Raw genomic sequence first — 13635 nt, forward strand, 5'->3', positions numbered from 1 at the left:
CGTGCGGCGCGCGGATGCGTACATCCAACGTCGCAGGGATCTCCCTACCCGCGACGATCCCCGGGGAGGGGGCGGCCCGCGATGCTTGGGGCATCGACTGCCCGCGCGGGCGTAAGGGGGATCGCTGTGATCGTCGGGCTGATCCTGGCATGCGAGGCGCTGTTCTGGGTGCTGCTGCTGACCGGCTTGGCCGTGCGCTATCTGCTGCGCCGCCGGAGGCTGAGCACTGCGCTGCTGGTGTCGGTGCCGGTGCTGGATGTGGTGCTGCTCGCGATGATCGGGGGCCACCTGGCCGCGGGCGGCACGGCAGACGGCTCCCACGGACTGGGGGCCCTCTACCTCGGATTCACCGTCGCCTACGGCGACGCCGTCATCAAATGGGCCGATGTGCGCTTCGCCCACCGCTTCGCCGGCGGTCCGCCGCCCGAGCGGCCGCCCAAGCGGGGGATGCCGGCGGTCCGGCGCGAAGGCGCCGCGTGGTTGCGCTGCGTGCTGGGCTGTGCGATCGGCGCGGCCGTGCTCGGCGGGCTGATCCTGTTCGTGGGCGATCCCGAGCGCACCGCGGCCCTAATGCAGGCGTTCCCATCGCTGGGGACCATCCTGCTCGTGCACACGGCCGCCTCCCTGTGGTTGGTCGCCGAGGCGCTGCTGGGCCGGCGAAGCGGCGTCGCCGTCGGCGAGCGCTGAAGGCGGCGCCGCGGCACCCGGGCGGGCGGTGCCCGCGTGCCGCGGCGCGCTCAGCCGATGGCCGGGCGCCCGGGCTATGCCGCCGTGGACTGGCGGCGCAGCTCGGCGCGCTGGGCGCGGTGCTTCCTGGCTTCGACCGGGTCGAGGACCGGGGCCGCCGTCAGCAGCTCGCGTGTGTAGTCGTGGCGGGGCGACTCGTAGACGGTGTCGCTGTGGTCGAGCTCGACGACCTCGCCCTTGCGCATGACCGCCACCCGGTCGCTGACCTGGCGCACCACGGCGAGGTCGTGGGCGACGAAGATGTAGGTCAGGTCGAAGTCGTCCTGCAGTTCGTCGAGCAGCCGCAGCACCTGGTCCTGGGTCGAGACGTCCAGAGCCGAGACCGGCTCGTCGCAGATGACCAGCTTGGGCCGCAGGATCAGCGCGCGGGCGATGGCGATGCGCTGGCGCTGCCCGCCGGAGAAGGCGTGCGGGAACCGGTTGTAGTGCGACGCCTCCAGCCCGACGCGCTCCAGCAGCTCCTGGACCTTGCGCTGGATCTGCTTGGTGTCGTTCTCTCCCTGCACCCGCAGCCCGGCGCCGATGCTGTCGCCGATGGTGACGCGCGGGTTCAGCGACGAGTACGGATTCTGGAAGATCATCTGGATGTCGCGGCGCAGCGGTCGCAGCTTGCGCTCGGGCAGCCGCGTGATGTCGCGGCCCTCGAAGACGATCTGGCCGGAGGTGGGGTTGAGCAGCCGGGTGACCATCCGCGAAAGGGTGCTCTTGCCGGAGCCGGACTCGCCCACGATCCCCAGTGTCTCGCCCTGGTACAGGTCGAAGGAGACGTCGTCGACGGCGTAGAAGTCGCTGGCTCCGCCCAGCAGCCCGCCGCGGACCTTGAAGCGCATGCGGGCGTTGCGCACCGACAGCAGCGGCGCGTCGGCCTCGCTCTTCTCCGGCTTGGCGGCGGCCCCGCCGAGCCGTGCGTCGCCCTCGGCGTCGGCGCGCCGGCGCGCCCGCTGGGCCCGCTTGGCCTGCTCGCCCTGTTCCTCGGAGATGGGCTGGCGGCGCTCTTCGCGCACCTGGGCGCGGCGCTGGGCGCGGGAGACGTCCACCCGCGGCACCGCCGCGAGCAGCGTCTTGGTGTAGGGGTGCTCGGGGGACGACAGCACGTCGCGGACGTCGCCGCGCTCGACGATGGAGCCCGTCTGCATCACCAGGACCTCGTCGACCGATCCGGCCACCACCGCGAGGTCGTGGCTGACCAGGATCAGCGACATCCCCAGGTCGCTGCGCAGGTCGTCGAGCAGGTCGAGGATCTGGGCCTGGACCGTGACGTCCAGGGCGGTGGTGATCTCGTCGGCCAGCAGCACCGTGGGCTCGCACATCAGGCCCATGGCGATGAGCGCCCGCTGGCGCATGCCGCCGGAGAACTCGTGCGGGTAGGAGTTGATCCGCTGGGCGGCGTTGGGGATGCCCACCCGGTCCAGCGACTCGACGGCGCGCTTGCGGGCGTCGGCCACGGAGGATCCGGGGCGGTGTACCTTGAACGCCTCGATCAGCTGGTTGCCGATCGTGTACTGGGGGTGTAGCGAGGACATCGGGTCCTGGAAGACCATCGCGATGTCGTTGCCCCGCATGTCGCGGACCCGGTGGTCGCTCGCGGTGTTGATGTTCGTGCCGGTGACGGTGATGTCGCCGGTGACCTCGGCGTTGGTGCCGCGGTGCAGGCCCATCAGCGCCAGCGACGTGGCGCTCTTGCCCGAGCCGGACTCTCCGACGATGCCCACGGCGCCGCCGGCGGGCACCTCGAAGGAGACGCCGTCCACAGCGGTAAGGCGCCCCTCCAGGGTGGGGAACGTGATCCGCAGATCGTTGACGCTGACGACCGGATCGGTCATGGCCGCCTCACCTTCGGTCCGATTGGCCCCTGCGGGCGTGTTTGCGGTACTGGACACGGAACTCGGCATGGCTCTCCCCCGCCTCAGGCGCCCACGCGCACGCGGGGGTCGACCCAGGCGTAGAGCACGTCGACGATCAGGTTGCAGACCACCACGAACGCCGCGGTGAGCATGGTGACGCCCAGGACCACCGGCAGGTCGTTGCCGCGGATCGCGTCGACGGCGAACTTGCCCAGGCCGGGCAGGGAGAACGTGCTCTCGGTGAGCACCGCGCCGCCCAGCATCAGCCCGAAGTCCAGGCCGAAGATGGTGATGATGGGGGTCAGCGCGGCGCGCAGGCCGTGCTTGGTGACCACCGTGCGCTCGGGCAGCCCCTTGGCGCGGGCGGTGCGGATGAAGTCCTCGCCCATGGTGTCGAGCATCCCGGCGCGGGTAAGCCGCGCATACATCGCGGCGTAGAGGAACGCCAGGGTCACCCAGGGCAGGACCAGCGCGTGCGCCCAGGCCAGCGGGTTCTCGGTGATCCCGGTGTAGCTGCCGCCCGGCGGGAAGATCGGCCAGTAGTAGCTCAGCAGCGCCAGGGACACCAGGCCGGTGAAGAAGATCGGCAGCGAGACGCCGGCCAGCGCGGTGATCATCGCCGCCCGGTCGAGCAGGGACCCGCGGCGCAGCGCCGAGAGCACGCCGATGGACACCCCGGCCACGACCCAGATCACGGCTGCGCCGATCGCCAGCGAGCCTGTCACGGGCAACCGGTCGACCAGCTGCGGCCAGACCTCGGTGTTGGTCTTGAAGGAGTAGCCGAAGCACGGGGCGTCGCAGTGGATGACGTCGGTTCCGCTGTCGTACTCCGTGCCCATGACCAGTCCGGAGACGAACTCCCCGTACTGCACGGTGATCGGCTCGTCGAGATTGAGCCGCTCCTTGACCGCGGCGATGGCCTCGGGGCTGGGCGACTTGCCGACGTAGCGGGCGGCCAGCCCGTCGGAGTCGATGCCGGCCAGTCGCGGCACCAGGAAGAAGATCGCGAAGACGACCATGGTGACCACGAGCAGCAGGACCACGCCCGCGGCCAGGCGGCGGAGAATGTATCGGATCACAGCGGGCGGCCGAAGCCTTCACCTGCCTTGCTACGAGTGAGGAAAGCCGGGGTGCGGTCGGGCTTGTGGCCCTCGCGCACCGGTGACAGACCCGGGACCGGCCCCCGCGGGATGCGCGGGGGCCGGCCGGATCGCGGTTAGTTCTGCTCCAGGCCCAGGGCGGAGTAGTCGTACATCTTGTACGCCTCGCTGAAGTAGACGTTGCTCAGGCTCTCGGGCCGGTAGAGCAGCGCCTTCTGGTTCAGGTAGGGCAGGAACGTCGCCGACTCCATCGCCAGGGCGTTGACGTCGGAGTACATCTGCTCGCGAGACGAGGGGTCGTCGGTGGTGGCCGACTTGTCGAGCAGCTTGTTGACCTCGGGGTCGTCCAGCTCGGAGAGGTTGGAGTTGCCCGCGTCCTTGATCGAGTCGCCGTGCATGATCTGCGACATGAACCCGTAGCCGGAGGGCCAGTCGGCACCCCAGCCGTAGGCGATGATGCCCAGTTCCTCACGCTTGACGAACTCGGGCGAGCCGGCCTGCTCACTGGTGTAGGTGCCGGCCGGGTAGCCCTTGAGGTCGGTCTTGATGCCGTACTGCTGCAGGGACTGCTGCAGGGCCTCGGCGGCCTTCTTCTCCTTGTCGCGGTCGGACCGGTAGGAGATGTTGGTGGAGAAGCCGTCGGGCATCCCGCACTCCTCCAGGGCCGCCTCGGTCTTCTTCTTGCTGCCCGTCTGGCCCTCGGTGCCGTAGGGGGCCGTGTCCTTGTAGCCCGGGATGGAGGGCGGCAGCATGTTGGTCGCGATGTCGCCGGCGATGGAGCCGCCCCAGGCGCCCTGCATGGCGGTCTTGTCGGCGCCGTAGAGGATCGCCTCGCGGCAGGCCTTGTCGTCGAACGGCTTGACGTTGGGGTTGATCGCGAAGTACAGCAGGAACCCGGTCTGGGGGTTGTCGGCGTTGGCCTTGAGGTCGTCGTTGCGCAGGATGTCCTGGCGGGCCGACGCCTCGACGCCCAGGCCGGCGACGTCGACGTGCAGGTCGCCGTTGATCAGGCGCTTGTCCCGGTCGTTCTCCTCCTGCTTGAACTTGACCTGGACCTCGTCCGGGCGGTTGCGCGTCAGGGGATCGGTCTCGGGGTCGTACTCCTCGTTGCGCACCAGCGTGAGCTGCTGGCCGGGAGTCCACTCGCCCTTGAACTGGTAAGGACCGCTGGAGACGACGTCGGTCTGGTACTGGGTACCCGTGTCGGCGTCGGCCGGGACCGGAGCGGTCTGCGGCATGGCGGCCAGGTAGTCGAACTCGGCGAACGGCTCCTTGAGGTGGAACTCGATCGTCCGGTCGTCGGGGGTGGTGACGCCCTCGAAGTTGTCGAGGTTGTCGTCCTTGTAGGGACCCTCGTAGTCGCCGGACTCCAGCAGCTGGAAGAAGTAGTTCGGGCCCTTGTTCAGCGACTCGGGGGCGAAGTTGCTGCGCGCGATGGCGTACTTGACGTCCTCGGAGGTGATGTCCGAGCCGTCCTGGAACTTCAGGTCCTTCTTCAGGGTGTAGGTCCAGGTCAGACCGTCGTCGCTGACCTCACCGAGGTCGGTGGCCAGATCCGGCACGGGCTCCTGGCCCTTCTGGCCGGGCTTTTGCGGATAGGTCACCAGGGTGCGCGCGTAGTAGCGCGTGAAGTCCCAGTTGGCGGCGTAGTAGGTGTTGCCCGGGTCGAGCGAGTCGAACTGGTCGGAGTGGGCGTACTTGAGGGTGCCGCCCTTCTCCGCGCTCTCGTCGACCACGCTGCTGATGGCGGAGTCGTCGACGGAGATGTCGCTTCCGCCGCCGTCGTCGTTACCGCCGCCGCCTCCGCAGGCGGTCAGGACCATCGCCGCCGATATTCCGGCGGCGGCGAGTCCCAGCCATTTCTTACTCACTGGCGATTGCCTTTCTCTGCGCGATCAGTGGTGCGGGCACCGGTCGGGCGCGTTGCACCGGGGGTGGATCGGTGATGGGTCAGGACTGGGTGCGGGGGTCGAGCGCATCGCGCAGACCGTCGCCGAAGAGGTTGAACGCCAGCACCGTCAGGAAGATCGCCAGACCGGGGGCGAGCATGAAGTTCGGTGCGGAGTCGTAGTAGTCGACCGCTTCGGACAGCATGCCGCCCCAGGTGGCCGTGGGCGGCTCGACGCCGACACCGAGGAAGGAGAGCGCGGCCTCGAAGAGGATGTTGGTGGGGATCAGCAGCGTGGAGTACACGAGGATCGGCGCCACCAGGTTGGGCAGCAGCTCCTTGCGCAGGATGTAGAGGTTGCTCGCGCCCAGGCTGCGCGACGCCTCCACGAACTCGCGTTCGCGCAGGCTGAGGGTCTGGCCGCGGATGATGCGGCCGATGTAGGGCCAGTTGAAGAACCCGATGATGAACACCAGGATCGCGATGCGCAGCGCGTTGTCCTGCAGGCCGAAGGCGGCGTCGGGCAGCACGCCCACCAGCGCCATGGCGAACAGCAGCAGCGGGAAGGCCAGGAAGATGTCCATCAGGCGGCTGATCAGCGCGTCGACCCAGCCGCCGAAGTAGCCGGCGATGATGCCCATGATCGTGCCGAGGACCACCGAGACCAGGGTGGCCAGGAACCCGATGAGCATGGAGATCCGGGCGCCGTAGACGATGCGGCTGAAGATGTCGCGGCCGGTCACCGGCTCGACGCCGAACAGGTAGTCGCCGCTCATGCCGCCCAAGCCGCCCATCGGCGTACCCAGGGCGGGGTCGATCATCTCGCGGTTCCACTGGTTGGGCGGGTGCCCCAGCAGGCCGGCGATCAGCGGCGCCAGGAGGGCCACCAGCGCCATCAGGACGACGAACGCGCCGCCGGTCATCGCGACCTTGTCCTTGCGGAGCCGCATCCAGGCGATCTGGCCCAGGGAGCGCCCGCGGTCGCGGACGCCGCCCGACGCGGCGATCGCCTCGGGCTCGGCCTCGTCGGCCGCCCCCGGTACGTCCAAAGGCGCGGTCATGACACCACTACTCCCCCACTAGTCCCGCTCTGTGCGGCGGCACAGTCTTCTCCATTCGGGATATGTCGGAGATGCCCGACACACCCGTAAGGCGTGCACGACCGGTGGGCGCGCACGCCTGGACTCCGCGCCGAGCCGCGGAGGGTGCCCCGTGACTCGTATGCAGATGTGGCCGCTGAACCCGCAATGCGTGGACAGATGCAGCGCTACCGTCGGTCCAACGCGGCACGGCGATCAATGTACGCCGCAGTACAGCACCGAACGTCCAATATCCGGCGATGTATCCCAATCGTGACGCGAGCACCACAGATCCGTCACCCGACGTGACCTGACCTTACGCAGGCGCGTCGGGACCGAGTGTGCACCACCGAGGACGGCGGTTTCGCCCGGCCACGCCCAGGTCAGGGACCCGACCGAAGCCTGAAGCCATAATAAATGGCAATAAAGGACAAAGATCCCGTTCGCGGGGAAAATTTACTTCGCCGGTCGCAACCCGGCGGAGCGCCGGAACGGCGCCCCGCTCAAGACCGGTGGGAAACGGGGCCTGGCCTATCGCCGCCCTGTCGCGGCCGTCGCGCGTAATCGGCGGGCCGGGGCTCGGGAGACCCACGGGGCATCAGCGGGCTGCGCCGGCGGAGCACCGCGTCCGTGTGCGTGAGCGGTGCCGATCGGCGGTGCCCGCGTGCCCGGCGCCGCCGCGCGGATGCCGACCGTGTCCACGGTGACCGTCGAACACGGGAGCGCGTGCTGCGGTGCACGTGTCCCTGCACGCGGGCACAGGCGGTACCGCGCTCGGGCCGTGAGGCACCGTGCGGTCGGCCTTGCGGCGCGGGGCCGCGGTGCCGCCTACTCGATCCCGTGCTTGCGCAGCAGGTCCTCGATGTCGCCCAAGTCGTCGTCGCCGCTCGACTGCTGCTTCGCGCCCTGCGCGCCCTTTCCGGCGGTGCCCCCGGCACCGACCGCTCCACCGCCCGCGGAGTCGACGGCCCCGGCCGAGCCGCGGCCCTGTTCGGCCTCCGGGCTCCCGGCGCCCTTGCGCACGCCGACGCCGCGCGCCCGCATGACACCCGAGACCACCCACAGCACCACCGCCAGACCGGCGACGACGACGCCGGCCCACACGATCGGGTTGAAGGCGAGGGAGACGAAGAAGCCGATCAGGTCGGTGACCAGCCGCCAGAGTATCGTCATGAGCCCCATCAGGCCCGCGGCCAGGGGAAGCAGGGACCACGCGACGCCGCGCAGCCCCGAGGCGGCGCCCCGGCGCCGCCAGAAAATCCACGAGACGATCAGCCCCACGACGGTGAGTGCGGCTCCCAGCATCGGACCTGCGATGGGCAACTGTTCCGGCATGCCTCCAGTCTTGCATCCGCGTCCAGCTCCGCACATCGGGTGCGTCCCCTAGGGATGTCGCGCCTGCTGCCCTCAGTCCTCGCGCGCCCGCGGGCGCGCGAGGACTGAGGGCAGCAGGCCCGGCGAAACGCACGGCGCCGCCGGCCGGCAGGCGGGATCGGGTCCCGCGGCCGGTCGGCGGCGCCGTGCGGAGTCGGCCCGCCCCTCAGAGGCGCACCGGTGTCAGGTCACACGTTGAAGTACTTGGCCTCCGGGTGGTGGACGACGATCGCGTCCGTGGCCTGCTCGGGAACGAGCTGGAACTCCTCGGACAGCTTGACGCCCACGCGCTCGGGCTCCAGCAGCTTCATCACCTTCGCGCGGTCCTCCAGGTCCGGGCACGCGCCGTAGCCCAGGGAGAAGCGGGCGCCGCGGTAGCCGAGCTTGAAGAACGACTCCAGCTCGTCGGGGTCCTCCCCGGCGAAGCCCAGCTCCTTGCGGATACGGGTGTGCCAGTACTCGGCCAGGGCCTCGGTCAGCTGCACCGAGAGTCCGTGCAGCTCCAGGTAGTCGCGGTAGGCGTTCTTCTCGAAGAGCTCCTGGGTGGCGCCGCTGATGGCCGAGCCGACCGTGACCACCTGCAGCGGCAGCACGTCGAGCTCGCCCGACTCCTTGGGCCGGTAGAAGTCCGACAGGCAGAGGTGGCGGTCGCGGCGCTGGCGCGGGAAGCTGAAGCGCACGCGCTCGTCGCCGTCGTCGCCCAGCACGACCAGGTCGTCGCCTTCGCTGTAGCAGGGGAAGTACCCGTACACCACAGCGGCCTCGAGCAGCCCCTCGGTCTGGATGCGGTCCAGCCAGGCCCGCATCCGCGGCCGGCCCTCGGTCTCGACCAGCTCGTCGTAGCTGGGGCCGCCGCCCTTGGAGCCCTTCAGGCCCCACTGGCCCATGAAGAGGGCGCGCTCGTCCAGGTAGGCCGTGTACTCGGCAAGCGGAATGCCCTTGCTGATCCGGTCACCCCAGAACGGCGGTGTGGGCACCGGGTTGTCGGTGGCCACGTCGCTGCGCGCGGGCATGTCCTCGGGCGCGGTGACCTCCAGCTTGGCGCCGCCCTTGACCTTGCGCTTGCGCAGCTGGGGCAGCTCGGCGCCCTCGACGCCGCGCTTGTAGTCCATGAAGGCGTCCATCAGGCGCAGGCCTTCGAACGCGTCCTTGGCGTAGCGCACCTCGCCGCCGAACATGTCGGCGAGGTCCTCCTCGACGAAGGAGCGGGTCAGCGCCGCACCGCCCAGCAGCACCGGGTAGTTCTCGGCCATCCCCCGGGACTCCATCTCCTGGAGGTTCTCCTTCATGATCACCGTGGACTTCACCAGCAGCCCCGACATGCCGATGACGTCGGCCTTCTGCTCCTCGGCGGTCTCCAGGATGGTCGACACCGGCTGCTTGATGCCGATGTTGACCACGTCGTAGCCGTTGTTGGAGAGGATGATGTCGACGAGGTTCTTGCCGATGTCGTGCACGTCGCCCTTGACGGTGGCGAGCACGATGCGGCCCTTGCCCTCGTCGTCGTCGGACTTCTCCATGTGCGGCTCGAGGTGGGCCACGGCGGCCTTCATGCACTCGGCCGACTTCAGCACGAACGGCAGCTGCATCTCGCCGGAGCCGAACAGCTCGCCCACGACCTTCATGCCCGCAAGCAGGGTGTCGTTGACGATCTGCAGGGCCGGGCGCTCCTTCAGCGCCTCGTCCAGGTCGGCGTCCATGCCGTTCATCTCGCCGTCGATGATGCGGCGCTCCAGCCGCTCCCACAGCGGCAGCTTGGCCAGCTCATCGGCGCGCGAGGCCTTCATGGCCTGAGCGTCCACGCCCTCGAACAGGTCGAGGAACTTCGACAGCGGGTCGTAGTCCTCGGTGCGCCGGTCGTAGATCATGTCCAGCGCGACCTCGCGCTGCTCGTCCGGGATCCGGTTCATCGGCAGGATCTTGGACGCGTGCACGATGGCCGAGGTCAGACCCACCTGGGTGCACTCGTGCAGGAACACCGAGTTCAGCACGATGCGCGCGGCCGGATTGAGGCCGAAGGAGAGGTTGGACAGGCCCAGGGTGGTCTGCACACCCGGGTAGAGCCGGTTGATCTCGCGAATGGCGTCGATGGTCTCGATGCCGTCGCGCCGGGTCTCGTCCTGGCCGGTACCGATGGGGAAGGTCAGAGCATCGATGATGATGTCCTCGCGGTCCATCCCCCACTTGCCGGTGAGCTCGTCGATGAGGCGGCTCGCCACACGCACCTTCCACTCGGCGGTGCGGGCCTGGCCGTCCTCGTCGATGGTCAGCCCGACCACCGCGGCGCCGTGCTCCTTGATCACCGGCATCAGCCGATTGATCTTGGAGTCGGGGCCGTCGCCGTCCTCGTAGTTGACCGAGTTGATCACGGCGCGGCCGCCGAGGTGCTCCAGGCCCGCTTCGATGACCTGGGGCTCGGTGGAGTCGAGCATGATGGGCAGCGTCGATGCGGTCGCCAGGCGCGAGGCCAGTTCGCGCATGTCGACGGTGCCGTCGCGACCGACGTAGTCGACGTTGAGGTCGAGCATGTGGGCGCCGTCGCTGATCTGGTCGCGGGCGATCTCCACGCAGTCGTCGTAGCGGCCCTCGACCATCGCCTCACGGAACTTCTTCGACCCGTTGGCGTTGGTGCGCTCGCCCACGGCCAGGTAGCTGGCGTCCTGGCGGAAGGGGATGGCCTGGTACAGCGAGGCCGACGCCGCTTCGTGGACGGGGTTGCGGTTCTTCACGCCGCGGCCGCCGACGCGCTCGACGACGTGGCTGAGGTGCTCGGGCGTGGTGCCGCAGCAGCCGCCGGCGAGGTTCAGCCCGAACTCTGCGGTGAAGGAGTCGTGGGCGTCGGCCAGCTCGCTGGGCTGCAGCGGGTAGACGGCGCCGTGGGTCCCCAGTTCGGGCAGCCCCGCGTTGGGCATGCAGGAGATGGGCACCCGGGCGTGCTGGGACAGGTAGCGCAGGTGCTCGCTCATCTCGGCGGGGCCGGTGGCGCAGTTGATGCCGATCACGTCGATGCCCAGCGGCTCCAAGGAGGTCAGCGCGGCGCCGATCTCCGAGCCCAGCAGCATGGTTCCGGTCGTTTCGATGGTGACCTGGGCGATGATCGGGATGTCGACGCCCATGGCGCTCCGCGCGCGCAGGGCGCCGATCACGGCCGCCTTGGTCTGCAGGACGTCCTGGCAGGTCTCGACGAGGATGGCGTCGGCGCCGCCCTCGATGAGGCCGCGGTGGCACTGTTCGTAGTAGTCGCGGATGGTGGCGAAATCGATGTGGCCGAGAGAGGGGAGTTTGGTCCCGGGACCGGCCGCCCCCAGGACGTATCGGGCATGGTCGGGTGTGGTGTATTCGTCGGCGACCTCGCGGGCCAGACGGGCTCCGGCCTCGGCGAGCTCATAGGTGCGTTCGGGGATGTCGTATTCTCCGAGCGCGGCGTAGTTGGTGCCGAAGGTGTTGGTCTCGACACAATCGACGCCGACATCGAAGAAGGCCGCGTGAGTGGATCGCACCACGTCTGGCCGAGTCACATTAAGGATCTCGTTGCAGCCTTCGAGCCCGTTGAAATCATCGAGGTCGAGATCATGGGCCTGAAGCATCGTGCCCATCGCGCCGTCAGCGATGAGGACACGTTGAGCGAGGGCATCACGGAAGGAGAGTCGAGAACTCATAATCTTCAACTGTAGTGTCGCCCGCTCCGCGCTTCCGGGTGCGGGGGTGCCCCCCGGGCATTTCATCCGAAAATACGCAGGTCAGGCGGCATGTGTTCAGCGCCACACGGCTGTGCGGCCCGTGGGGAATGAACGCGCGGCGCCGCTCGGTTATGCCCTTCGGGTCCTGAGCCATAGGGTGGCCGTGGTCCCTTGCGCGGCTCGCGCGGCGATCGGCGGCCGGTTGGCTGTCGCCGCCGCAGGCACGCGTGGTAGGCCTGTATGGCGCGTGGCAATCACGCGCCATCGATCCGACGACTGGCCCGGATCCGCCGCAGAACGCGGCGCCCGGGAAACGTGAGGAGGCGGTCAGTGGCCGAGCTCGACAGCGCACCCGAGCTCGTCGAGCCTGTCATGGTTGCCGCGTTCGAGGGCTGGAACGACGCCGGCGAGGCCGCGAGCGCGGTCATCGAGCACCTGGCCTCGGCCTGGGACGCCGACGAGCTGCTGGCACTGCAGCCCGACGACTACTACGACTTCCAGGTCTCGCGTCCGCGCGCGACCGTCGTCGACGGCGAGCACCGCGGCATCTCCTGGCCCAGCACGAAGGTCTCGATCGCCCGCCCCAAGGGCGCGCGCAACGACGTGGTGCTGGTCAGCGGCCCCGAGCCGAACATGCGCTGGCGGGGATTCGCCGGCGACCTGCTCTCCATCGCCCGCGAGCTGGGCGTCCGCCGCATCGTGCTGGTGGGCGCGCTGCTGGCCGATTCGCCGCACACGCGGCCGGTGCCGGTGACCGGCACCACCTCGCCCAGCGCGCTCCGCGGCTCGCTGCACCTGGAGCCCACCTCCTACGACGGCCCCACCGGCATCCTCGGCGTGCTGCACGACGTGTTCGGCACCGCGGGGCTGGACGCGGTGTCGCTGTGGGCGGCCGTGCCCCACTACGTCGCCCAGCCGCCGTGCCCCAAGGGCACCCTGGCGCTGCTGCGCCGCGTCGAGGACGTGCTCGATCTCACCGTGCCGATGGGCGACCTGCCCGAGGAGGCGCGCGCCTGGGAGCGCGGCGTCGACGAACTGGCCTCCGAGGACGAAGACATCGCCGGCTACGTGCGCAGCCTGGAGGAGGCCAAGGACGCCGCCGAGCTGCCCGAGGCCACAGGCGAGGCCATCGCCCGCGAGTTCGAGCGCTACCTCAAGCGGCGCGGCCGCGGCTGAGGCCGCGAGCCGCAGGTTCCGTCCCGATCGCACGCGGCGCGGCGCAGGGCCCGGTCGGCAGCCGGGCGCGTCGGCGGGCGCCGTGCGGCCTCGATCCCTTCGCGGCACCGGGCCGCGCCGACGCGGCGCGGCCCTCCCCGACGTCTGCCACTCTTGCGGCCCCGCTCGGGGCTTCGCTCCGAACGCCTCCGGCTCCGCGCCGACCGGGCGCCTCCCCGCCCGGCGCGCCGGCGCTCAGACCGTGATCGCGCGCCACTCGCCGGTGGCCAGCACCGCCGCCCAGGCGCCCGCGATGCGCGCCAGGCCGCGGCGGACCTCGTCGACGACCGCGGGCGCGAGCAGCTCCAGCTCGTCCTCCGGCGGCTCCAGCCGCACGGTGACCCGCAGGCCGTCGAGGATTCGCTGGCCCCGCGCGATCGCCTCGTCGTCGTAGGCGGCTCCCCCGGCGCGGCGCAGCTGCGCCGCCAAGGCGTCGCGCAGGGAAACGGCCTCCTCGAAGTCGGCCATCGTGATGGGGATGGACCCTTCGGCCGCCAGCCGGTGCTTGCGCAGGAACGCCGCGAGGTCGGCGCGGTCGGCCAGACCGTCCCCGGTCGAGACGAACGCCTGAACGAGGGCTGCTGCGGGACTCTGCTGTGTGGGGGTGGTCATGGCCACCATCACATCACGGACGGGCACACCGCCGTGACGCACACGGGGACCGCGTCCGATTCCGGCCGCACCGGACCCGCCCTGCGGTCGGCGCCT

The 13635-nt window shown here is 70.0% G+C and carries 9 protein-coding genes; 2 read left to right on the plus strand and 7 right to left on the minus strand.

The window, feature by feature from the left end; all coding sequences use genetic code 11:
• Nucleotides 1-126: 126 nt before the first annotated feature.
• Entirely contained in the window at nucleotides 127-687 is a 561-nt protein-coding gene (locus LP52_RS23140; protein ID WP_040276508.1) for a hypothetical protein, read from the plus strand.
• Nucleotides 688-761: 74 nt separating this feature from the next.
• Here LP52_RS23140 and LP52_RS23145 read toward each other — a convergent pair whose 3' ends face one another.
• The 6 genes from LP52_RS23145 to metH form a co-directional block, all read right to left on the minus strand.
• Entirely contained in the window at nucleotides 762-2570 is a 1809-nt protein-coding gene (locus LP52_RS23145) for a dipeptide ABC transporter ATP-binding protein (RefSeq protein WP_040276509.1), read from the minus strand.
• 83 nt (nucleotides 2571-2653) lie between these two features.
• Nucleotides 2654-3670 (minus strand): ABC transporter permease, encoded by a 1017-nt coding sequence (locus LP52_RS23150; RefSeq protein ID WP_040276510.1) that lies wholly within the window; start codon nucleotides 3668-3670, stop codon nucleotides 2654-2656.
• Nucleotides 3671-3807: 137 nt separating this feature from the next.
• A complete protein-coding gene (locus tag LP52_RS23155; protein ID WP_040276511.1) occupies nucleotides 3808-5562 on the minus strand; it encodes an ABC transporter substrate-binding protein in 1755 nt (584 codons plus the stop codon).
• Between the two features lie 79 nt (nucleotides 5563-5641).
• On the minus strand, nucleotides 5642-6640 hold the full coding sequence (locus tag LP52_RS23160; RefSeq protein WP_040276512.1) for an ABC transporter permease: 999 nt from the start codon (nucleotides 6638-6640) through the stop codon (nucleotides 5642-5644).
• Nucleotides 6641-7486: 846 nt separating this feature from the next.
• The gene (locus LP52_RS23165; protein WP_238581062.1) at nucleotides 7487-7993 is read right to left on the minus strand and encodes a cellulose synthase; all 507 of its coding nucleotides are present in this window, start codon (nucleotides 7991-7993) and stop codon (nucleotides 7487-7489) included.
• Between the two features lie 227 nt (nucleotides 7994-8220).
• A complete protein-coding gene (metH, locus tag LP52_RS23170) occupies nucleotides 8221-11691 on the minus strand; it encodes a methionine synthase (RefSeq protein WP_084723433.1) in 3471 nt (1156 codons plus the stop codon).
• Nucleotides 11692-12042: 351 nt separating this feature from the next.
• Between metH and LP52_RS23175 the strand changes: the two genes are divergently transcribed.
• The gene (locus tag LP52_RS23175) at nucleotides 12043-12888 is read left to right on the plus strand and encodes a PAC2 family protein (protein ID WP_040276514.1); all 846 of its coding nucleotides are present in this window, start codon (nucleotides 12043-12045) and stop codon (nucleotides 12886-12888) included.
• A gap of 234 nt (nucleotides 12889-13122) precedes the next feature.
• On the opposite strand, the gene LP52_RS23180 is transcribed toward LP52_RS23175, so the two are convergent.
• Nucleotides 13123-13539, minus strand: a complete 417-nt coding sequence (locus LP52_RS23180) for an ABATE domain-containing protein (protein WP_040276521.1) — start codon at nucleotides 13537-13539, stop codon at nucleotides 13123-13125.
• Nucleotides 13540-13635 lie beyond the last annotated feature (96 nt).

Source organism: Streptomonospora alba (assembly GCF_000826685.1).
Lineage (GTDB): Bacteria > Actinomycetota > Actinomycetes > Streptosporangiales > Streptosporangiaceae > Streptomonospora > Streptomonospora alba.